The organism is Streptomyces spirodelae (assembly GCF_017676385.1).
Lineage (GTDB): Bacteria > Actinomycetota > Actinomycetes > Streptomycetales > Streptomycetaceae > Streptomyces > Streptomyces spirodelae.
Genome location: NZ_JAFFZN010000032.1, coordinates 25,000 through 45,040, shown reverse-complemented (window position 1 = coordinate 45,040; position 20,041 = coordinate 25,000). Strand labels below are relative to the sequence as shown.

The window sequence follows — 20,041 nt, the reverse complement described above, 5'->3', positions numbered from 1 at the left end:
CCGTCTATCAGTCTGCGCTGCCTGATCGCTCGAAGCGGTGAGCCGGCAGTAGCCCCGATCTCTTGTCGGAGGCACTCGTTGTCGTGGTGGAGGGCGGCGATGGCATCCCACCGTGGTTTTCGCCCGCAGGGTCATAGTCCCTCCCCCGCACGGTCAGGCCCGACGGGAGTGGCTGCGGCGTGTGTGCACGGTCTGTGCCAACTGTTCGCGGTTGCGGTCCTGCTCGGCAGGGCTGAGCGGGCGGCGGCCGGTGGGCTGCGGGCGCTTGCCCCACGCGGAGCAGGCCGGGGGTTCGGGGTAGGCCGTGACCGGGTCGCTGGTGCGGCGCCGGATGGAGGTCATACTGGTCCTCCTTCTCGTCTTGTACGGGTGGGTGGGCTCCGGGGCGGACGGTCTGGTTTGGACACCGTTGAGCGCCCGTCCCGGGGCGGGTGTGCGCTGGCCGTTCTCCGCCCGGTCCGCGCAGGGCGCGGGCCGGACAGGCAGCGGTCAGTTCGGGGAGGGGGCTGCTGCGGGCTGTACTGCTGGTAGGAGGCGGGTTCGGTCTTGGGCAGGTGGATCTCGGCGCGGACCTCGGGCGGGTGCGGGGCCTCGGTGTGCACCTGGATGAAGGCGGCGGGGGAGAGGCTCAGGCCACGCAGTGCGAGGACGGACAGGGCGGCCCAGGCCAGCAGTGCGATGCCGGCGGCGACCCGGCGGCCGGCCTCGGGCGTGCCTGCCCACACCATGGCGACGGTGGCCGCGCCCCAGGCGGTCCAGGGAGGCGGGCGCCGCCGCAGCGGGCGGTGCCCAGGAGGAACGAGAGGGCGCCGACGGCCTGCCAGGTGCTGTAGGCGGTGGTCGCGGTGATGGGCAGGGTCGCGGTGTGGGCAGCGAGGTAGGAGGCCACCTCACTCTGACGGGCGGCCTCCCGCACAGGCGACAAGCCCCACCCCAGAAGAGTGCGCCGACCGGGCTTCAACGCGCCAGGAAGAATGACACCTATTCAGGTCACTAGTGCGGTGACCCCCTCGCGGCGCGAACGGGCTGCTGTCCCGGACATGGCCCCGAGCCCGCGTTGACCAGGCAGGACATCGAGCTCTTGTCCGGGACACGGCGGAGCTGTGGTGGGGAGGGGCCGTCCCGTGCAGGGTGCGGATGCGTGAGCCGATGTGTTGCCCGTACGCACAACGCGGGGCCCGCACAAGGCTCGTCACATTCGTGTCGGCGTGGAGGGAACGATCAATGGTGCAGGTGAATCAGCGCTTCGTCAGGCGCTTGGGGGCCACGCTGGTGGCCGGAGGGATGGCTGCGGCCGTGCTTCCGGGGACGTCCGTGGCCGACAGTTCGGCCGCGGCTCCGCCGCTCAAGTACGTCGCGCTGGGGGATTCCGTCGCGGCGGGCATCGGCGCGGGGGCGCCGGACGCGAGGTCGCACAACTGCTGGATCGACAGGGCGGCGGGCAAGCGGGTGCCAAACTCGTCGCGGGCCTATCCGAGGCGGCTCGCCGCGGAGCTGGGGGCGGAGCTGAACTTCCAGGCGTACTGCGGCGCCACAGTCAGCCAGGTGCGTACGAAGCAGGCGAGGGCCCTGTCGAAGAAGACCCGCCTGGTGACGGTGCAGGTAGGGGCGAACGATTTCGGGTTCGCCGACGTCCTGATCAAGTGCGCGATCGGGGACGACGAGCCCTGCAACAACTCCCTCCGGTGGATACAGAAGCAGTACACCGACGTGCTGCCCGGACGTCTCGACGGTCTGTACCGGAAGATCAAGGACAAGACGTCGAAGACGAAGACCAAGGTCGTCGTGGTGGGCTACCCAAAACTCGTCAATCCCGAGAACACGCTCTGCGTCACCGACGGCCTGGGAGCCAGCAGCCTGCCCGTGATGAACGCCGCCGCGCACACCCTCAACGACGTGCTGCGCATCCAGGCGGCCAAGCACGGGTTCGCCTTCGCGGAGGCCGAACGTCCCTTCCTCGGCCACGCCATCTGCGACGACGAGGAGTGGATCAACGGGTTCAGCAACCCGCTCGTGCACTCGTTCCACCCCAACTCCCGGGGCCAGGCCGCGCTGGCCGACATCGTCCGGCCCCACGTGAAGCCGTAGCCACTGCCTTGGCCCGCCCCGGCACACCCCGGCACACCGTCACGCGGAGCAGGCAGGGGGTTCGGGGTAGGCCGTGGCCTGGTCGTCGGTGCGGGTCAATTCGGGGAGGGCGGCTGCTGCGTGGTGTACGGCCGGTAGGCGTGTTCGGTCTTGGGCAGGTGGATCTCGGCGCGGACCTCGGGCGGGTGCGGGGCCTGGTTGTGTACCTGGATGAAGGCGGTGGGGGAGAGGCTCAGGCCGCGCAGCGCGAGGAGGGACGGGGCGGCCCAGGCCAGGAGGGCGATACCGGCGGCGACTGGGCGGCCGGGCTCTGGTGTGCCTGCCCACACCATGGCGACGGTTGCCGCGCCCCACGCGGTCCAGGTCAGGCGTGCTCCGCCGAAGCGGGCGGTGCCCAGGAGGAACGAGACGACGCCGACGGCCTGCCAGGTGCTGTAGGCGGTGGCGGCGGTGATGGGCAGGGGCGCGGTGTGGGCGGCGAGGTAGTGGTGTACGGGCTGGTCGATGGTGGCGAGCAGCCCGGTGTGGTCCCGCGCGGTGGGGAGGGTCCAGGGCAGGGCGTGGGCCCAGCCGAGGAGGGTGGAGGCGAGCCAGCGCAGCGCGAAGAAGGCGGCCATCAGCCCTGCGGTGACGGTCACTGTTTTGATCCATGCGGCCGCGGGCCGCCAGCCGTGGGTGAGGGCGAAGTCGAGGTCGTCGATGCGCCGGCCGAACCAGCCCGGCCCGGTGGCTGCGGTGGTTGGCGCCTGAGTGGTCTGGTCGTCCTGCTGGCCGGAACGGGGCCGAGGGAGTGGGGTGGTCATGCTCGCTCCTGATCGAGGCGGAAGGGGAGGGGTGGTGGGGCTACTGCTTGTTGCGGTTGCGGTCGCCGACCTGGATGTTCACGTCGCCGCTTCGGCCCAGGAGGCGAGTGCCTCCGGTGTCGATCTGTGGGGCGAAGACGAGCGGCTGCGGCTGGGCCGGGCCGTGCGCGGAGGCGTCGGTGTGGTCGCCGCGGCCGAACAGGGTGCGGGCGACGAACGGGGCTCCGAAGAGCAGCACGAGCAGCACGAGGCCGACTTTCCAGGCGATTTCCAGGACGTCCACGAGCCCTTCCAGGGCGGGTGCGGCGATGCGCAGCGCGAGGGCGCTGCCCAGAGCGAGGGCGGTGAGGCTGCCGGCGACCATGCCGACGGCTTTGGCCCATGCGGGCGTCGGCTCGCGCGGGCTGGTGTCGACCGGGGTCGGGTCCAGGCGGTGCTCGACGGGGCGGCCCCAGGCGGTGCGGCCGTCGGGGAGCTGGACCTGGACGGCGTCGGGGACGGGCACCTGGTAGAGGGTCATCGCCGGGGCAGTGACCACCGGTTCCAGGGTGTGGTGCTGCGGCTGTGCGGGCTGCCAGACGGCGGCGGGCAGGGCCGGGGTGTGGGGGCCGACGCCTGGGTCGACCGTGTGCGTGCTGTCCATCGGGCGCTCCAAGGAGTCGGTCCGGACAGCCGAGACCGGCCCCTCTTCTTCAGGGGCCGGTCTCGGCTGCGGTGTGTGGGTGGGGCTATGTGCTGCGGCGGTCGGTGACGCCGTGGGAGAGGAGGCCGGGTGTGGTTGTGGCGTACTCGACGACCATGGCGTCGGGTGACAGCTCCAGCGGGTCGGGGTGCTCGGCCGTGTAGCGGGCGTCGTAGCGCAGGCACAGCCCGGAGGAGACCGGGGCGCCGGAGCCGAGGTAGAGGTGCTTGCCGCAGTAGTAGCGGCCGCAGCCGTATTCGTCGCCGCCCGGTGTGCTGCCGCACAGGTAGGCCAGGCCGCGGTCGATCTGCTCCTGGCAGCCGGTCTCCTCACACACGGCCTCGACGCCGTATCCGGCGTCGAGCCGCTCGCCGTCGCGGTAGATCTCGTAGTGCATGTTTCCCATCGGTGTGCCCTTCTGCCGATGAACCGGGGGCGGGTGGATAAAGCCCGCCCCCGGGTTGCGGGGTGGGTGAGCGTGCGTCAGGCCGGTCCCGGTGGACGGGACCGGCCTGACGGAGAAGACGGGCGTGCGGCTACTGGGGCCGGGAGGGGAGCGCGGCGAGGATTTCGGCGTGGTCGAACGCCAGCTCCGGCAGGTCCTGCAGGGGCCACCAGCGGGCGGTGCGTGCGTCGTCGCCGGCCACGATGGTTGTGTCGGCGGGGATGTGGGCGAGGTAGGCGGCGGTGACGTACCGGCCGCGCGGGTCGCGGCCGGGGGCGTCCCACAGGCCCAGCGCGGTCAGGTTGGCGGGGTCCACCTGCACGCCGGTCTCCTCGGCCAGTTCGCGGGCGGCGGCCGCGCGGCTGGTCTCGCCGGGGTCGACGTGGCCGCCGGGCAGCGCCCATTGGCCTTCGTAGGGAGGCCAGTCGCGCTCGATCAGCAGGACGTGTCCGTCGTCGGTGACGGCGACGACGTCGGAGGTGTAGCGGATGGTCTCGGCGTCCTCGTGGCCGCCGCCCAGCTCGGACTCGTCTTCGAGCGTGAGACGGACGTTGTTGGCCCGGCCGCGCCGCAGCACGTCCTGGAGCAGCTGCTCGACAGCGGGCGGCGCGTCGGCGAGCACGGTGTTGGCCTCGTCCAGATGGAGGTGGATGGCGGGCGCGGGGTCGAGAGGGGTCTGGGAGCGCTGGTTGATGACGTCCCGCGCGGCGGCCAGCATCGTCATTGCGCCGGTTGCGTCGTTCATGGGTTCTCCTTGGTGAGTGGATCAGGCGGCGGCCATGTAGTCGCTGGCGTGGTCCTCGTGGATCCAGGCGCCGTGGCCGATGTTGACGACCGGCACGGTGGGGTCGTCCTTCATGCGTTTGAGGGCTGTGCGTACCTGCGGGCCGGTCAGCTTCAGCGACTTGGCGATGATCGCCGGGGGTGCGGGCTTACCGTGCTTGTGCAGGAACGCGACGATCTTCCGTGCGGTGTCCGACAGGCTGGGGCCTTCCGGCTCCACGGCGGCGGGAACCTTCTCCATGGACGGCGCAGCCGCCTTGGCTGCCCTCGCCGGGGCCGGGGTGCCGGTGCCGGTGAAACGGCCGGGGTCGTAGGTGTACTGCTCGCCGGCGTTGCGCAGGCGCAGCATCAGGGCGTGCTCTTCGAGGACGTGGCGGAGGATGGGCAGGGCGTCGATGGTGGCCTGCTCGATGCCGGTGGTCTCGCCTTCGTGGGCGAGGCCGTAGGGGTCTTCGACGTAGGGGGCGCGCCACATGGCGGCGCGGTTGTCGGGTCCGGCGAGGTAGCCCAGGCCGCCGGTGCCTGTGCCGTCGTTGAATTCCTTGGGGATGGCGCCGGGGTCGATGTCGCCGAGGGCGGTGCCGGCGGCGCGTTTGCCGGTGGCGCGGGAGCCGGAGCGCAGGACGGCGTTGTTGCCGCCCTGGAGCAGGTCGCGGATGAGGGTCTCGCCGCCCAGCTCGGAGGCGTTGGGGGACTGGTTGGCCAAGCGGATTTTGATGCCGACCTTCCGGGCCTCCTTGACCAGGTCCCCGATGATTTTGACGGCTTCCTCGCCGTAGTCGGGGTCGGTGAGCAGGTCGTGAGCCTCGTCCAGGGTCAGCGAGAGGAGCGGGTCGGGCTCGCCGGGGACGAAGAAGGCGCGGCCCACGCGGGTGCGGCCTTTCTCGTCGGTCCACTTCATGCGGTTGTAGCGCTGCCCGCGCTCCTTCATGATCGCCTTGACGGCGCGCAGGGCGACGATGCCCAGCTCGTTGCCGGGGGCGAAGACAGCGACGCCGTCGGGCCAGTCCGGCAGCGACAGCCCGGCCTGCGGGTCGATGACGATCGAGCACACCAGCGGGGAGCGGCGCTCGATGCCCAGCAGTGCGTCCAGCAGCCGGGACTTGCCGGAGCCGGTGGTGCCGGTGACGAAGGAGTGCACGGCGCCGGACCCGGGCTGGAAGAACCGGTAGTGGGCGGGCTCCCCGTCGTAGTAGACGCCGATCGGCGCCAGCCCCGTCTCAGGGTCGAGGACGTGGCTGTCGCCGAAGAGGGTGCCCTTCTTCAGGGGGTTCTCGGTGAAGACGGTGATGCGGCCCTTGCGGGGAGCGGTCTTCTCCAGTGCGACCAGGTCGGGGTCGTCGATGCCGAGGGCGGAGAGCACATCGTCCAGCGCCTGGATCTTGAAGCTTTTGCCGCGGGGCACGTGGATCTCCGCCGACCAGCCGCCGTCGCGGTTGGCGATGGGGGAGACGAGCTTGCTCTTGGGGTAGGGGCCGTCGGCCACGGCGGCGTACTCGATCCAGTCGAGCATCTGCTGGGCCAGCTCCGGCGCCCGGGCCTCGGGGCGGCTGCCCCACCGCTTCCATGCCCAGGCGCCGTAGCCGAGGGACCAGGCCAGGGAGAAGCCCCACCAGGGGTTGTCGCCCCACTCGGGGCCGCCGACCGCGGCCATGGTGGCCAGCAGGCCGGAGCCGGTGACCGGCATGGACAGGCCGATGTACCGGTCGGCTTCGGACGGCAGGGTGCGGGCAGGACGCCACACGCCCTTGTACTTGACCAGGCCGGGTACCCAGCCCCAGCCGCCGGCGGCCGCGGCCGAGGCCGCGCCAAGGGTCAGGGCGGTCTTCCAGCCGTCGCCGGTGGCCGACAGCAGCTCTCCTGCCGGGCCCATGCTGGCGGCGGTCGCGGCGATGGTGAGCTTGCCGCGGTTGGCCCACGCCCACTGCTTGAGGGTGCGGGAGTTCTTCTTCCCGGCCGCGGCCTGGGCCAGGGCCGGATTGGTCTGGGCGGCGACGAACGCGGCCAGGTCGGTGTACTGGGGGGAGGGGTTCTTCGGGGCGCGCACGGCAGTGTCCCTTTCATGCTCGGGGTGGTGGAGGTACGGGGCGTGGGTCCGGTGCTCCCCACCACCCCCGGGCGCGATGCTCGCGCACCGGGCCGGGGGTGTCTGGGCAACAACGGGCCGGGCCCCGCCGGATCGGCGGGGCCCGGGGTGGCCGGTGCTGCGGGTGCGGCTACTCGGCGCTGTAGAAGGGGGCGTTGGCCATGGGCACGTCGGAGTCGTCGACGGCGTCCTGGATACGGCCGTGGTTGCGGTGCGCGGTACGCGCCGCGGTCTCGGCCTGGGTGACGGAGGTGTCGGTGGCGTTCTTGTACCGGTCGGCGGCCGCCGCCTGGCCGTCGATCAGGTCACCGAGCATCGCCATGTTGCCGACGGTGTAGCTGTCGACGTTGAGGGCCTGCAGCTCCTCGGCGATGCCCCTCATGCGCTCGGCCATCTCGCCGGACCAGGCGGCGAGGTTGTCGACGTCCTCCTGGCGGGACTCGACCTCCGCGCGGATGGAGTTGAGCGCATCCAGCAGGGCCCTGTGATTGATCACGTCGGGGATCTTGGTGATGGCCATCGTCGGTGATGTCCTCTCGTTGGCGGGTGCTCCTGTCCGGCGGCGCGCGGCCGCGTCCAGGAGGCGGATTGGGGGTGTGGGGCCGTCGGGCAGGCGGCAGAAGGTACGGCCGGTGCCGCCGTCGGCGGTGTGGAAGTGCACGACGCGCGCCCCGGAGCTGCCGCCGTACTCGGTGTGGGAGGCCCGGTAGTGGTAGCCGCCGATGGTGATCGCGACAGCGTCCTGCGGCCAGGTGTGCGGGAGCGGGGTGATGCTGGCGGCTCTCACGTGGGCGAGGCCCTGGCCGCTGTCCGGGTCCTCCAGCCGGAAGTACCGGCCGGGGGCCTCCTCGTCTGGGTCCTGGTCCTGGCAGCCGGGGCAGTCTCCGTGGCAGGCCAGCAGCGTGAACTCACGTCCGTGGAGCTGCTGGTGGGAGCCGTGGTAGCGCACCCGGCTGCCGATGGTGAGCGGGCCGGTCACTGGTTGTAGTAGCCCGCCTGGGCCGCCGAGTCGATCGGGGAGGACTGGACGGCCTCGGCGATACCGCCGTGCGACTTGTAGGCGGCGGCCGCCACGGCGACGGCGAAATCTCCGGCGTCCTTGGCAACAGTGCCGTACTGGGCGGCGGACTGGGACTGGGCGTGAATGGACTCGCGCAGGGCGTCGATCTCCCCGCGGGTTCCGTCATCGACCTCGAGGTCGCCCGACTCGGACTCGATCTGGTCGAGCCGGTTGGACAAGCTCAGGTCGTCGGCGGCGATGGCCTCGGCCTCCTCGGCGCGCATCGCGCACATCGCCTGCGTGAGGGTCAGGGCGTTCATCAGCCCATCCAGGGTGCGGATCTCCGGAATGACCGTGGACGGTGAGGACATGGGGTCTCCGTTCTGTGCGGGGGAGGGCACCACGCTCAGGTGGCGGCGCCCGGCATCGGGGAGCGTGTCGGCGGCCTTCTTCTCCGCCTCGGCGGCGCGCTTCTCGGCTGCGGCCGCCCGCTCTTTGGCCTCGCGTTCGGCTTTCTGCGCGGCCAGGACCTTCTCGGTGGCGGCGCGACGGACTTCCTCCTCTGCGGCCCGCCGCGCCGCTTCGGTCTTCCTCTCGGCTTCGGAGGCGCGGGCCTCGGCGGCCTCGGCCCGCTTCTCATCCGGGCTCGACGGACTGGGCGGTGCGGAGGCGGCCGTGTCCTCCCCGTCCTTGGGTTCCTTACCGTCCTTGTCCCCTCCGGCCGCAGTGGTGCCGGCGTCGGCGCTGTCGTCCTTGTCGGTCTCGGTGCCGGTGGTCTTGGGCGGTTCGGTGGGCGGGGGCGGGTAGGGAGGCGGGGGCCCGGCCTTGGCCGCAGCCTCCGCCTTCTTCTTCGCTGCGGCCGCTTCCTTGTCGGCCTTCCGCTTGGCCGCGCGGTCGGCCATCGCCTTGCGCCGCTCCTCGCGGATCTCAGGCCACCGCTCGCGGTAGCCCTCCAGCGTGGCCTTCCACATGGTGGCGCCGGTCTCGGTGATGACCGCGAGCGGCACCGCCGCCTTCCCGCCCAGCTGCGCGGAGCGGGGGGAGGCAGCGCTGAAGGTGCCGCCCGGCTCGGTGGGCCCGGGCGGCTTCTTCGCCGTGCGGCTGCCGCCGCTCGGGCCGCTGGCGGCGACCTTCGCGACGGTCTTCTCGGCGTCCTTGCTGGCGTGGCGCCGGTCGGCGGTGCCCGCCAGCGACTCCACACCGCGGGCTCCGGCGTAGGCGATGGCCGCGAGGACCAGGAGCTCGATCACGACTCGCTCCCTTCTGCTCAGGCCATGCCGAAGGCGCCGGCGACCAGCGTGCCGACGGTGGAGACCACCCAGCCCAGGACGCTTTGGATACCGGAGCCGACCGGGCCGGGGATGGTGGCGGCCAGCACCGGCAGGACCGCACCCAGGATCCGGGTGCGGTTCTCGACCTTCCTGGTGATCAGGTCGTTGGCGAACATCAGCGTCACGAACAGTGCCGGGACCCCGGTGATGGCCAGTCCGGTCCACTCGCCGACCAGGCCGATAGCCCAGTCGTTGAGGGCGTTGACCTTCTCGTTCCACCAGGCGCCCGCGGGGGTGGCGACCATCGCGGCCGACGCGGTGGCGATCAGCAGGGCCTGGGCCCGGTCGGTGTGCAGTTTGTTGGTGGCCTTCTTCAGGCCGGGCAGCTTCTCCGCGTAGTAGAGGAGCGCGGCGGAACCGGCGCAGGCGCCGCCCGCGGCGGCGCTGACCGTTGCTTCGATCATGAGAATTGGTGTCCTTCCCCAACAGGATTGTGTTGACGGAGAGTTATCGAGCGGCGTAGCCTCGCGCGCGCACGTACGCGCTTGCGCATGCGGGCACGGGTCGGACCGGTTCCGGCTGTCACAGCCCGCTGTCACAGGGCCTGTCACAGCTCCCGTCACAGCCAGGCGGTCACTCCGCGTGCGCCTCACGGACCGCGTCGAGGGCCTGCGCGAGAGCCGTGTAGGCGCGCTCGCGACGCTCGCCGTCCAGCCGGTCGAAGTCGCCGCGGACCCGGTCGAACGTGAGCGACGCGACCGCCTCCGGGCCGAGCTGGCGGGCCGCCTCCAGGCGCTTGCCCCAGTACTCGGCCCGCCGCGCCAGCCGCTCGGCCCGCTTGTGCGCCAGCTTCTTACGGCGCTCCGGCGCCTGCTCCCACGGGCTGGGCTTTCCCTCGTTCACCTGCGCTTTTCCTCCTCCAGGAGCGGTGTGGGTGGTCGGGCAGTGCTCGCCGGGTCTGCTCGCCGGATCTGCGGAACATGCCGCTCGCCGGGTCACGCACCGGGTCTGCGCTGCGGAAATCGACTGCATAGGTGCTGCTTCCGGCAGTCGCAGCAACGGCCAGCCCGCAGATCGCGGGCTGGCCGTCACTGATGTGTGCCGGACGCGGGCGGTCAGGGCCTGTGGGGCTCCTGCGCGTCGTCGTCCTGCTCGCTGTCCTCGTCCTCCTGGCCCTCGTCCCGCGTGTCGGCGGTGGCTTCCTCCTCCTCGGACATCAGCGCGCCCCACGTTTTGCGCAGCCGCTTCTCGCTGCCGACGAAGCCCTCGTCGCGGAAGCAGCCGACGGCCTGCCGGTAGGAGCGGGGCGGGTCCTCCCCGTGCCGCATGTGCCGCAGGACGACCGCCAGTTGCGTGTCGGACAGCTGCACGCCCGTCACGGGCGTGGGCACGCCCGCCACGGCGGCGAGCCCGGCGAGCGTCTCGGCACGCGCGCCGTGTGACGCTTCCTCGGGCGCGTCGGTGTTCGTGACGCACGAGCCCGTGCCGGGGGTGTGACCCTTCACGGGCAGCGTGCCGCCGGGTGCGACGGCTGCCGTGCCGCCAGGCCGGTTGACCTGCGTGACTCCCCACGCCGCGCCCGTGCCGCCTCCTGTGCCGGGGGCGTTCCGGTGTGCCGGGGCCGTCACGGTGGCCGTGTCGGCCCCGCGCTCCAGGGCTGCGGGTGTGACGCCTGCCGTGCCGTCGCCGTCACGGCAGGTGCCGGGCGGGAGGGCCGGTGTGCCGGGGGCCGTCACGGCGGGGGCGAACATGCTCTCCAGCGCCGTGTCGGCGCCCTGGGTCATCCGTGTCCGCTGGACCTCTACCAGGGTCGCGCCGAGGTCGGTGTCTCCGACGCCGACCTTCTTCGCGATGCGCCACACCTTCTTGCGGGCCTTCTTGCGGGCCCTCTCCTCCGGGTGGCCGGCGGCCAGGGCCCGCTGGACGGCCAGCTTCTGCACGGTGGCCGCGTTGCGGCGGCGGGCCTCCATGTCGACGCCGGTGGAGTAGATGACGATCCGGCGGGCCAGCAGCCCGAGCCCCTCGGCCGAGACGCACATCGCCATCGGGGTCATGGCGTAGACGACAGCCTCGGTGGCCGAGCGGGCGACAGCGACGCCGGTACCGGAGGCGACCATGGGCAGGGCCCACAGGCCGATGCGCACTGCGGCGGGTACGGACTGGCCGAGCATTGTCAGCCCGACCATCACCAGCGCCAGCACGAGGGTGGCGCCCTCACCGCCGGCCACCACACCGAGTGCGGTGGCGGACCGGTGGAAGACGGTGATGATGTTGCTGTAGGTGCCCGCGCCGCCCAGGACGCCGAAGGCGACCATGGGCACGGCGGCCGCCACCAGCACCCAAATCTGGCCCGTGGAGAGCTTCTTGGCTGCGGGCGGGTCGGTATCGGTCATGATGGTGGTACTCCCTTCGAGAGGGTGTGGAGGGCGCCCCGGCCGGGTTGAAGAGGTAGGCCGGGGCGCTCTCGTCAGTGGTGGTAGGGGTGCGCGCCCGCCTCTTCCTGATACCGGCGGTGTTCATCCGCGCCGCCGTTGATGAGGGTCACGCGGTGGTCGCAGGCCGGATCGGGGCAGCGGTAGGTGCGGGTGTGTACGACATCGGTGATCCGCTGCGCGGCCTCCATCAGCCCCAGGCTGCTGCTGATAGCCGTGACCACGAGCAGCCACGGCGGCAGGGGATAAGAGGACAACTGCCAGGCGACCGTCAGCGCCACGGCGGCGGCCACCAACTGGCCGACGAGGCGCCAGCGCTTCTGCGTCGGGGTCATGAATCTCCTCACGCAGGATCACCGCCGTTTCCGGCGGCGGGAGGTGGACTGTCCAGCTCCCCTCGCCCTGCCCGTCCCGGCCGGGCCGGGACGGGCAGGGGAGGCAGCCAGCAGGCCGTCGACGGCGTCCGGAGATCCAGCCGGGTCGTGGCCAGCATGGGGGCCGGTGCCGTGCGGTCGGCGGACCGCGGTCGGCGTCGGGTCGGTAGGGCCCTTGTGCTGGTGCGATCAGTGCCTGGAGTCAGGCAGCCGACGCTTCCTGGCAGGGCCCATAGGCGCGGGCGAACCGGGCGCCTGCGGTCAGCAGAGCAGTGATGTCCGCGTGGGTGCGGTGCTGCCGCTCCGACCACGGCGTGGCGCGGGCGGAGTCCGATCCGGTGTGGGCCTGGATCAGCCGGTCCAGGACGTAGCCCGCCACGCAGGCGGTGTCCGTGTCCCCGTGCTCCCCGTCCTCGCCGACGTGGCGCAGCGCGGTGGACAGGGTCCGCTGCGGGTCGTTGTCGCTCTCTTCGCGGACGAACCGCAGCAGCGCCCGGACCATCGCCTTGACCGTCATGGAGTCGTCGTCGGCGAGGTCCGCGCCGCTCGACCAGCGGTAGCTGTGGACGCGGATCCAGCCGTCCTTGTTGAGCAGGGCGTTGGTGGCCTCCAAGTGGCGGGCCACGGCTTCGCCGGAAGACTCCTCGCCGGACGGGCCGATCCACACCGGCAGGTAGGAGTTGGCGGTGATCTCCTGCGCCCTGTGCAGCGTGGCATCGGTGAACACGACAGCAGGGGTGGTCGCGGGGGTGGTTGTCGTTGTGGGCATGCGGGCCTCTCTTCAGGGTCGTTCGGGTCCGGGCTGTCCGGCTCCCCTCGGTCCCGCCCGTACCGGCCCCAGAGGGGGCGGGACGGGCGGGAGAGGCAGCTGGCAGGCCGTCAGCGGCGGTGTCCGGGGATCCATCCGGGGTAGTCGGCCGCTCTGGAGAGGCGCTCCGGGTGCTCGAGCAGCGCTTGGTCCAGGGCGTAGGCGATCCGGTCGGAGACGGAGTGGGTGCGGGCCCTGGCCTTTTTCAGCACGGCCCGGGCCTCCCGCAGCTCGCGGGGCCGGGGAGGAGAGGTCGGCGTCGTCCTGTTCACGCCGCCACCCCCAGCCGGGTCGTGGCCAGCATCGGGGCTGGCGCCGTGCGGCCGGCGGGCTGCGGGCGGTGGGTGCGGGCGCTGATGTGGTGGCGGGCGATGGCCTTGCGGGCCCGCTCCGCGAGCCAGTTGAACGCGTGCGGGTCGTCGGCGCGCGGCGGGTGCGGGGAGGAGTGCACCTCGCTCCACACTCGCTGGGTCACCTCGGTGGCCTGGCGGTAGTGGTCGCGCCCCAGGCGGGCGGTGACGAAAGCTGTCAGGCGGGTGGCGTAGCGCAGTCGGAGATCGGCAGCCGTGCTGGTGGTGTGCATGGGGTCGGGTCCTTCCGATCGGCGGGTGGGTGGAGGGCGGTGACGGGGTAGCCCGCCCTCCAGGCCGCCGCTGCCAGCAGTGCGGCGCTGTGCAGGAGGCGGCGGGTGTGGGCAGTGATCCCGTGGAAGTGCAGGGCCCGCGCCGCGTGGTGCTGTGCGGCGCTGGCCCTGCGTATGAGGTCATCGGTCACGTGCGGGCTACAGCTCCCAGTCGGGGGCCGGGTCCTCCAGGTCGCGGTTGAGGCGGCGGTCCTCGTCGGTCTCGCCCATCAGGCTTGTTCCGCCGTCTCTCGCAGGGCGTCAGCGGCCTCGTTCGCGCGCTGCAGGTCCTCGGCAGCCTGTCGGCGTGCCTCCTCCAACTCCTCGAACGTGGCCATCAGATCGCCTCCCTGTTCGCGAGGCGGGCGCGCATCTCCGCGACGGTGCGCGGCGAGCGCCGCTCGGCGGGGATGCGCTCGTCCTGGGCGCGGACGGCGTCCAGGAGGTGCTGGCCGAGACGACGGTGGGCGTCGACCGTCGGGGTGGGGGAGGCCGTGCCGGTCGCCGTCTGCGGGAGGCGGCGGGGGAGTTCCGGCATGGAGTCGGGGTTGCTGGTGTCGCGCTCGTGCTGGGGTTCGGGCTCGGTGTCGTCACCGGCCGCGACAGGGGTCGGCGGATGTGTCAGCATCGTGTGCAGCACAGGTGTCCTCCACGGATTTTCCTGTTGCGATGCGGCGCCCAGGAGGGGCTACTCCGGGGCGCCGCGCTTCATTTCCTGGCCAGACCGGCCGGGAGTTCGGCTGCTGCAACAGTTCGTACGAGCAGCCACGGCCGCCTCCACCCGGAGTGGTCCAGGTGGAGACGACCGTGGTCGTTCGTCGGAATCAGGCGCCGGCGGTTGCACCGGACAAGCGGCCCACCTTGGCGACGTGGGCGTCCTGCTGCTCGATGAGGCGACGGGCCTTCTCCTCCAGCGGCGCGTAGCAGTCCCGGTCGATGTAGGACTTGTTGCCGTATCGCTGGGTGTCCACGATGTGCCAGTCCTTGGCCTCCGGGTATCCGGCGGCCTTCAGCGCGGCGTCGTGGCTGAGGTCGGCGTAGAGGTGCTTGTCGTGGACCTCGGCGATCTCTTTCGCCCGCTTGTCGAAGGCGACCGCGGCCGCCTTGACGCGGTTCTGGGCGTCGACCAGGCGGGAGACCGCGGACGGCCACTCCGTGGCGGCGTCCGGGGTGCGGAGGTAGTCGTACGCCGCCTCCAGCGCCTTCATCTCGTGCTGGTAGGTCTTCCAGAGGCCGGGTGCGTCCTTGACCACGGCCTTCAGGTCGGCGATGTAGGCGGCGTCCTCCCACTCCTCACGTGCCTTCTCGTAAAGGTTGACGAGGACGACGCGGGCCTTCTCGCGGATCAGGTGTTCAGCCTCGTTCTCCGACTCCTGGACGTAGCTGAGCTTCGGATCGTCGTAGGTGGAGGGGGTGAACGGCTCTTTCTCCCGCCCGGTGAACGGCTTGAACTCGAAGCGGAGTCCGTACGGGTGGGCGTCGACCTTCTTCAGGTTCTTCGGGAGGTACGGCTGGAGGCGGGCGAAGATTTCGGCCAGCTCCTCCGGCGTGATCTCGAAGCTGTTGCCAAGCGGCATGGTGGTCTCCTTCTTCATTCGTGGTTGTCTGCGCTGGTCAGGGCGGAAGGCCGCTCGGGCACCAGGAGCGATGCACCTGGCGGGCCAAGGGGCTGCCGACTTGCTGCCGTAAGCAGCCACGGCCCCCGCCACCCCGGCTGATCGGGGGTGGCGGGGGCCGTGGTCGTACGGATGGGCCGAGGTCAGACTGTGATGCGGACCGGCTCCAGGGGGATCTGTGGGCCTTCCGTCGGCGTCTCCCCGGCGGGCAGCTGCGCGCGCCGGGTATCGGTGTCGCGAACCGCCGCCGAGGTCGACGCCCACCCCATCTCGCGGACCAGCCACATCGGGCGGCCGTCGTCGGGCTCGCTGCGCGTCTTCCGGGTGGCGATCTGAGCGACGGCTGGGGCCGGGGCTGTTCGCGGCTTGCGTGTGACGCGGCTCGGGCGCCGGTTCGCGGCCTCCCTGGCGGCATCGGCCCGGGCCTGCCACCACTCGGGAAGCGTCAGGTCGAAAACGATCTGCCGGTTGCTGCTGCGGCAGCGGATGCCCGGCTGCACATGAGCCTGGCCGGTGTGGTGGGGCACGAGTTTTTGGACGCTGCCGCCCTTCATGCCGGTGATGGGGCACTCAGTCCCGCAGTCCTCGCAGGTGATGACCGCGTTCGCCGGGTCCCGCAGGTCAATGGCCAACGGGGGGATCTTGGACAGCTTGAGTGGTGGGCGGTGGCTGACCTTCTTGGTGCGGGTCCGTGTCGGGCGTTTCTTCGCTTTGATCGGCATAGAGGGTCTCCTCGCAGGCAGCGGGACAGGAAGGTGGCGCGGTGCTCTCTCCGCCCGCCAGGCCGCTGGAAGGTCCGGCGTCCTGACGGACAGACAGCGCATAGCGCTGTGACGTGCAACAGAGAGTCGAGAACCCGGAGGATTTGGTGGTGCTATCAACCCCGGCCACCCCGAAGGGCGGACGACTTCCTGCGGTCTTGCAGTGGTGCTCACTCAGCGCTCCCGCAGGACCACTGAGCATTTACCTGCATCAGGTTGCATCAGGTACCCTCAGGTGTCAAGCGGTATAGTGAGGCAACCAGAGAACGAAGGAGGCGAAGACACATGGCTGGGCCGCCCCGAGCCGACAATCGGCCGCCGTACGCGCGCATCGCGGGCCACTACCGCGACCTGATCAGCTCCGGGGCACTCTCGCCGGGCGAGCTGCTGCCAAGCATCAAGTCGCTGGCCACCGAGTGGAACGTCAGCACGGCCACCGCGGACCGGGCGATGAAGTTGCTGCGCGGAGAGGGACTCGTGCAGGGCATCCCAGGCGTTGGCACCGAGGTGATGGCCCGCCCCGTCTCGCTGTCCTCCGGCTCGGAGCGCCACGACCGAAGCAGCAAGACGCAGTCGTCGTGGGGCACCGGCGAGAAGTCGTCCGGCCACACCGCCGGCATAGTCGAAGCTCCCGAGGACGTAGCCCACGTACTCGGCATTTCCCCTGGTGACGACGTGATCCGTCGGAGTCGTGTCTACCGGGATGCTCATGGCATCGTCTCCCACTCGACGTCCTGGATCCCTGCTGAATTCGCCCAGGTGCTGCCAGAGTTGACCCGGAGTGAGCGGCTCAAGGGCGGGCTGTCGCTGGACTTGATCGCTCAGACCACCGGTCGCCACGTCGTCAAGCGAGTGGACGAGGAGACGGCCCGCATCGCCACGGCGCACGATCTCAAGGTCCTGGAGTTGGAGTCCGACACCGTCGCGGCCATCCTCGTGCTGACCGCACGATTCCTGGACGCCGACGGCGAGCTGCTCGAGTACGGCGTGGACCTGGGTGCTCCTGGCCGCACCCGGCGGACCACCTCCGAGGTCCCACAATGACCAAGCGCGACACCGGCACCTTGACGCTGGAAGGACGATTCGAGATCAGCAGCTCCAAGGCCCTGACTGGCCAGCAGGGGCCAGCGCCGCGCACCATCCTCATGACCGGGATGCCGGGCGCTGGCAAAACGACCTTGGCGCGCGCCCTTGAGCGGGCTGGGATGGTGCGTCTCTGCCCTGATGAGGAGATGTTTCGCCGCTACGGCCACTACGGCAGAGACTTCCCTCGCGGACAGTTCCGTGTCCGGGAAGCACCTGTGCTCAAGGACATCGCCCTGGAGCTCCAAGAGCTTCAGGGAGCCGGAAGGGATGTCGTGGTGGACCACGGATTTTGGACTCCAGGCGAGCGCGCCCAGTGGGCGACGATCGTGCGAGAGGCGGGGGGCGTTCCCACACTGGTCTACCTGCCAGTTCCGCATGAGGTGCGATGGGAGCGGATACGCGAGCGCAATGCGAAATCGCTGGTCGACGCGAACTCGATCGAATTCAGCGAGGAAGATCTGCTCCGGTTCGCGGGTAGATTTCACCCCCCGACAGCTGAGGAGCCACATGTGGTTTACGACGGCCGTCCGGAAAGCGTGCTGGCCGTACTGCGTCATGCACGTCCTTCCAGGGGTGGCGACCCGCATTGACTCTCACCTCCCGCACACACAGGCCAGCACTCATTGACCATCACCGTGCTTGCGTCTGGCCGCTACGGAAAGTGACATCAGTCGGTGACATGCGGAACGCGGAGGCCCGGGTCACTCTCGGTGTCGTCGCGGCCCGTGAAGGCGACCTCGACACCGCGCTCACGTACGGGGAGAGAGCGCTGGCTGGGGATAGGAAGAGTTTGCCATCACTCGCGATGGTTCCGCCGACCTCGGAGAGGCTCTCCAATCCCACTATGCGACCGCTTCAGAAGCCCAATCGTTCATCGCCCACCTTCGCGACATTCGAGGTGGCCAATGACCTTTCTCACTGCTGGAGGGGCCTCCCAGCTTTGCGGGCGCGCCTTCTGCTCCACCGGCGTCGGCACCCCGACATCGCCCAGGGGGAGGCGGCCATGACCTAAGAAAAAAGCTTCGGCCGCCCCCGGGCCAACGGGGACGGCCGATCAAGCAACGACTCCGCCTGCAAGCATCTGAGTCGTGTCAGCGAGGTGACCTCGCCTGGTGCTCCCATACGGGGCCACCTGCGCAAGGATAAGCGGCAAGTCGGGAGAGGGCTAGCACGCCCCTCCCGATCTCACAATCCGTGGTCACACCATCGCTGTCGCGGCTCCCCATTCGAGGGGACCTCGCACCATGCGCACTACCGTTCGACACTCAGTTCACAAAGCGCCGTCCCCGCCCACGTGGCGCGTCCGGCTCGGCGCCATGGGGGCATCGGCCATCACCTCCGGGTCGGCCCCTGCTTCCACAGCGGACACTGGCACGCCGCGCCTGAAGGCCGGGCCGGGGGTGGCCCGGTGAGCCTCGAAGCGATGTGCTGGGTGATGAGCGGCGACGCCCCGGTCGCCGACGTCAACGAGTTCGCCGTACTGGGCACCATGGCAGACAAGGCCGACCCGGACGGGTGCGGCGCGTGGCTGTCGAAAGAGACGATCGCCGCTCGCGCCCACATCAGCGAAGAGACCGTCAAGCGCTGCTGGCGGAACATGAAGAAGCGCGGCCTGATCGCCCGGGGTGACCAGTCGCTCGTCAGACATTACCGAGCGGACAAGCGGCCCGTGGTCTGGGATCTTCTCATCCCCTACGCCTACTTCAGCAACGTAGAGCGGATCAATGCGGAGCGCGCACGGCTCGGACGCGACCCGCTGACTCCCGAGGACCGCCCGCCCATCGCCCCGCCACCCCCCAAGAAGGCACGAGCGGACAAGGGGAAGAAGCGCCCGAAGGACACCACGTCCCCGAAGGACCCCACGTCAGAGCAGCGGGGGAACTCACAGACCCCCCGCGACGGGGCACCCTCGGCACCGAGCGGGGGAACTACAAGTCGTCAGCGGGGGAACTACAAGTTGTCAGCGGGGGAACTCACAGACCCCCAATCCCGTAAGGGAAACCAGTCAGATACACGGGAAGAATCCCGTCCGTCCGTCCCTACAGCTGAGGTGGGCGCGCGCGAGCCGGGGACGGATGGAGGGACGGACGGGGGCGGCGCTGTCGAGGTCCAGGAAGAGTCATCGGCGTCGACCGGTGGCCGGGCCTCGGCTCCGGCGTCGTCTCCGGGGGTGGATCTACTGATGCAGGTCGGGACAGCGCATCCGGACCGGATGCTGGCTGGATACGGGACCGCATTGCGGGACGTGGGCCTGCTGGTGACAGGCCGTCTGGAAGAGGGCTGGAGCCGCGAGTCACTCTGGGCGCTGCTGACAGCCCCGCTCCCACAGCCGCTGACCCACACCCCGGCCGCGATCTTGGCCAAACGGCTGACGAGACTGCCCTCCACTCCGCCGACCGGCCCGGCCCCGCAGGTCCCCGCACAGCCGACCGGCCCGGCCCCGGCCGAGCAGCGCCCTGCGCCTGCTCCCCAGCAGCCCCCGCGCTGCGCCTGCGGCCAGCTGGCCGACGTACCCGGCCCCGAACCGCGGTGCGCGGGCTGCGCCGGCTGGCCCGAGTGCGAGGGCGGCTGCGGGAGGCGGATGCGGGAGAGCGGCACCTGCGCCGCCTGCGAGTACGCCTCGTGGCCCGAGTGCGAGGGCGGCTGCGGCCAGCACCTGCAAGACGGCGGCACCTGCGACAACTGCGTCTACGCTGCCGAGATGACCGTTCCGACCGCCCCTGATGGCACCTGTGCCGGACGGGGCCAGCACCGGGGCGAGTGCGGCTACCCCGTACGGGCCTACGGCATGTGCGGACGCTGCCTCGTGATCGCGCAGAACGAGCGCAGGCAAGACCTTGATGCCGATTGGGATGCGGCCGTAGCCGCTGCTGCCGAAGCCGTGACCACCGAGCAGCAGGCCGTGCAGCAGGCCGTCTAGCCCCCTGGGTGGCCGTCTGAGTGCCGATCGCCCTGCCCCGGTCTCTCCGGTTATCCGGGGTGGTGATCGGCGCTCAGATCGCCGCACAGGGGCTCGGGTTGGTCCAGTAGACGGTCCGTGGTTCGTCTCCCGGGCACCGGCGCCCGGGGGTTGCGTGGCTTACGCGTCGGCTGCCGGGGCTAGAGCCCCCTGGTGTGGGAGGAACGGGTCGGGCGCGAGGAGCGCGCCCACGTGCACATGTGTGCGGGCACACGGTTCGTGTGC

Annotated in this window: 23 protein-coding genes; 4 read left to right on the top strand and 19 right to left on the bottom strand. The window is 70.9% G+C overall.

Annotated features, from left to right (window positions below; translation table 11 throughout):
- Positions 1-153 precede the first annotated feature (153 nt).
- Both JW592_RS27770 and JW592_RS27765 read right to left on the bottom strand, forming a co-directional pair.
- A complete protein-coding gene (locus JW592_RS27770) occupies positions 154-342 on the bottom strand; it encodes a hypothetical protein (protein WP_209267995.1) in 189 nt (62 codons plus the stop codon).
- Positions 339-728, bottom strand: a complete 390-nt coding sequence (locus JW592_RS27765; RefSeq protein ID WP_209267994.1) for a hypothetical protein — start codon at positions 726-728, stop codon at positions 339-341. The genes JW592_RS27770 and JW592_RS27765 overlap by 4 nt, the downstream gene beginning before the upstream one ends.
- 496 nt (positions 729-1,224) lie before the next feature.
- On the opposite strand from JW592_RS27765, the gene JW592_RS27760 reads away from it, so the two are divergent.
- The gene (locus JW592_RS27760) at positions 1,225-2,088 is read left to right on the top strand and encodes an SGNH/GDSL hydrolase family protein (protein WP_209267993.1); all 864 of its coding nucleotides are present in this window, start codon (positions 1,225-1,227) and stop codon (positions 2,086-2,088) included.
- 95 nt (positions 2,089-2,183) lie between these two features.
- On the opposite strand, the gene JW592_RS27755 is transcribed toward JW592_RS27760, so the two are convergent.
- The 17 genes from JW592_RS27755 to JW592_RS27675 all read right to left on the bottom strand — a co-directional run bounded on the left by JW592_RS27755 (position 2,184) and on the right by JW592_RS27675 (position 15,732).
- Positions 2,184-2,891: a hypothetical protein gene (locus tag JW592_RS27755; RefSeq protein WP_209267992.1), complete on the bottom strand. Its 708-nt coding sequence runs from the start codon at positions 2,889-2,891 to the stop codon at positions 2,184-2,186.
- A gap of 40 nt (positions 2,892-2,931) precedes the next feature.
- The gene (locus JW592_RS27750) at positions 2,932-3,534 is read right to left on the bottom strand and encodes a hypothetical protein (protein WP_209267991.1); all 603 of its coding nucleotides are present in this window, start codon (positions 3,532-3,534) and stop codon (positions 2,932-2,934) included.
- Positions 3,535-3,619: 85 nt separating this feature from the next.
- On the bottom strand, positions 3,620-3,979 hold the full coding sequence (locus JW592_RS27745; protein WP_209267990.1) for a hypothetical protein: 360 nt from the start codon (positions 3,977-3,979) through the stop codon (positions 3,620-3,622).
- Between the two features lie 130 nt (positions 3,980-4,109).
- Positions 4,110-4,538, bottom strand: coding sequence for an NUDIX domain-containing protein (locus tag JW592_RS32995; protein ID WP_267878095.1), 429 nt, complete (start codon positions 4,536-4,538; stop codon positions 4,110-4,112).
- Positions 4,539-4,784: 246 nt separating this feature from the next.
- Positions 4,785-6,848, bottom strand: a complete 2,064-nt coding sequence (locus JW592_RS27735; protein WP_209267989.1) for a P-loop NTPase family protein — start codon at positions 6,846-6,848, stop codon at positions 4,785-4,787.
- Between the two features lie 169 nt (positions 6,849-7,017).
- A complete protein-coding gene (locus JW592_RS27730; protein WP_209267988.1) occupies positions 7,018-7,866 on the bottom strand; it encodes a hypothetical protein in 849 nt (282 codons plus the stop codon).
- On the bottom strand, positions 7,863-9,137 hold the full coding sequence (locus JW592_RS27725) for a hypothetical protein (protein ID WP_209267987.1): 1,275 nt from the start codon (positions 9,135-9,137) through the stop codon (positions 7,863-7,865). The genes JW592_RS27730 and JW592_RS27725 overlap by 4 nt, the downstream gene beginning before the upstream one ends.
- A 17-nt stretch (positions 9,138-9,154) precedes the next feature.
- Complete coding sequence (locus tag JW592_RS27720; RefSeq protein WP_209267986.1) at positions 9,155-9,622, bottom strand: hypothetical protein; 468 nt, start codon at positions 9,620-9,622, stop codon at positions 9,155-9,157.
- A 169-nt stretch (positions 9,623-9,791) separates the two neighbouring features.
- Positions 9,792-10,061 carry a hypothetical protein gene (locus tag JW592_RS27715; protein ID WP_209267985.1) on the bottom strand — a complete coding sequence of 90 codons (270 nt, stop codon included), beginning with the start codon at positions 10,059-10,061 and terminating at the stop codon, positions 9,792-9,794.
- A gap of 212 nt (positions 10,062-10,273) precedes the next feature.
- On the bottom strand, positions 10,274-11,551 hold the full coding sequence (locus JW592_RS27710) for a hypothetical protein (RefSeq protein WP_209267984.1): 1,278 nt from the start codon (positions 11,549-11,551) through the stop codon (positions 10,274-10,276).
- A gap of 74 nt (positions 11,552-11,625) precedes the next feature.
- Positions 11,626-11,925, bottom strand: a complete 300-nt coding sequence (locus JW592_RS27705; RefSeq protein ID WP_209267983.1) for a hypothetical protein — start codon at positions 11,923-11,925, stop codon at positions 11,626-11,628.
- 241 nt (positions 11,926-12,166) lie between these two features.
- Positions 12,167-12,733 carry a DUF6197 family protein gene (locus JW592_RS27700; protein ID WP_209267982.1) on the bottom strand — a complete coding sequence of 189 codons (567 nt, stop codon included), beginning with the start codon at positions 12,731-12,733 and terminating at the stop codon, positions 12,167-12,169.
- 110 nt (positions 12,734-12,843) lie between these two features.
- Positions 12,844-13,044, bottom strand: a complete 201-nt coding sequence (locus JW592_RS27695; RefSeq protein ID WP_209267981.1) for a hypothetical protein — start codon at positions 13,042-13,044, stop codon at positions 12,844-12,846.
- A complete protein-coding gene (locus JW592_RS27690; RefSeq protein ID WP_209267980.1) occupies positions 13,041-13,355 on the bottom strand; it encodes a hypothetical protein in 315 nt (104 codons plus the stop codon). Before JW592_RS27690 ends, JW592_RS27695 begins: the two co-directional genes overlap by 4 nt.
- A gap of 376 nt (positions 13,356-13,731) precedes the next feature.
- Complete coding sequence (locus JW592_RS27685) at positions 13,732-14,022, bottom strand: hypothetical protein (RefSeq protein WP_209267979.1); 291 nt, start codon at positions 14,020-14,022, stop codon at positions 13,732-13,734.
- A 196-nt stretch (positions 14,023-14,218) separates the two neighbouring features.
- Complete coding sequence (locus JW592_RS27680; protein WP_209267978.1) at positions 14,219-14,971, bottom strand: hypothetical protein; 753 nt, start codon at positions 14,969-14,971, stop codon at positions 14,219-14,221.
- A gap of 182 nt (positions 14,972-15,153) precedes the next feature.
- Positions 15,154-15,732 carry a hypothetical protein gene (locus JW592_RS27675; protein ID WP_209267977.1) on the bottom strand — a complete coding sequence of 193 codons (579 nt, stop codon included), beginning with the start codon at positions 15,730-15,732 and terminating at the stop codon, positions 15,154-15,156.
- Between the two features lie 324 nt (positions 15,733-16,056).
- Here JW592_RS27675 and JW592_RS27670 point away from each other — a divergent pair, with 324 nt between their 5' ends.
- From JW592_RS27670 to JW592_RS27660, 3 genes are all read left to right on the top strand, one after another.
- Positions 16,057-16,815, top strand: coding sequence for a GntR family transcriptional regulator (locus tag JW592_RS27670; RefSeq protein ID WP_209267976.1), 759 nt, complete (start codon positions 16,057-16,059; stop codon positions 16,813-16,815).
- Positions 16,812-17,447, top strand: a complete 636-nt coding sequence (locus tag JW592_RS27665) for an ATP-binding protein (protein WP_209267975.1) — start codon at positions 16,812-16,814, stop codon at positions 17,445-17,447. Before JW592_RS27670 ends, JW592_RS27665 begins: the two co-directional genes overlap by 4 nt.
- An 818-nt stretch (positions 17,448-18,265) precedes the next feature.
- On the top strand, positions 18,266-19,777 hold the full coding sequence (locus tag JW592_RS27660) for a helix-turn-helix domain-containing protein (protein ID WP_209267974.1): 1,512 nt from the start codon (positions 18,266-18,268) through the stop codon (positions 19,775-19,777).
- Positions 19,778-20,041: the final 264 nt, after the last annotated feature.

Coding starts and splice junctions, on each gene's coding strand:
- JW592_RS27670 (WP_209267976.1), top strand. CDS start 16,057: ATGGCTGGGCCGCCCCGAGCCGACAATCGGCCGCCGTACGCGCGCATC.
- JW592_RS27760 (WP_209267993.1), top strand. CDS start 1,225: ATGGTGCAGGTGAATCAGCGCTTCGTCAGGCGCTTGGGGGCCACGCTG.
- JW592_RS27755 (WP_209267992.1), bottom strand. CDS start 2,891: ATGACCACCCCACTCCCTCGGCCCCGTTCCGGCCAGCAGGACGACCAG.
- JW592_RS27685 (WP_209267979.1), bottom strand. CDS start 14,022: ATGCTGACACATCCGCCGACCCCTGTCGCGGCCGGTGACGACACCGAG.
- JW592_RS27750 (WP_209267991.1), bottom strand. CDS start 3,534: ATGGACAGCACGCACACGGTCGACCCAGGCGTCGGCCCCCACACCCCG.
- JW592_RS27700 (WP_209267982.1), bottom strand. CDS start 12,733: ATGCCCACAACGACAACCACCCCCGCGACCACCCCTGCTGTCGTGTTC.
- JW592_RS27770 (WP_209267995.1), bottom strand. CDS start 342: ATGACCTCCATCCGGCGCCGCACCAGCGACCCGGTCACGGCCTACCCC.
- JW592_RS27710 (WP_209267984.1), bottom strand. CDS start 11,551: ATGACCGATACCGACCCGCCCGCAGCCAAGAAGCTCTCCACGGGCCAG.
- JW592_RS27675 (WP_209267977.1), bottom strand. CDS start 15,732: ATGCCGATCAAAGCGAAGAAACGCCCGACACGGACCCGCACCAAGAAG.
- JW592_RS27720 (WP_209267986.1), bottom strand. CDS start 9,622: ATGATCGAAGCAACGGTCAGCGCCGCCGCGGGCGGCGCCTGCGCCGGT.
- JW592_RS27765 (WP_209267994.1), bottom strand. CDS start 728: ATGGTGTGGGCAGGCACGCCCGAGGCCGGCCGCCGGGTCGCCGCCGGC.
- JW592_RS27745 (WP_209267990.1), bottom strand. CDS start 3,979: ATGGGAAACATGCACTACGAGATCTACCGCGACGGCGAGCGGCTCGAC.
- JW592_RS27705 (WP_209267983.1), bottom strand. CDS start 11,925: ATGACCCCGACGCAGAAGCGCTGGCGCCTCGTCGGCCAGTTGGTGGCC.
- JW592_RS27690 (WP_209267980.1), bottom strand. CDS start 13,355: ATGCACACCACCAGCACGGCTGCCGATCTCCGACTGCGCTACGCCACC.
- JW592_RS27665 (WP_209267975.1), top strand. CDS start 16,812: ATGACCAAGCGCGACACCGGCACCTTGACGCTGGAAGGACGATTCGAG.
- JW592_RS27680 (WP_209267978.1), bottom strand. CDS start 14,971: ATGCCGCTTGGCAACAGCTTCGAGATCACGCCGGAGGAGCTGGCCGAA.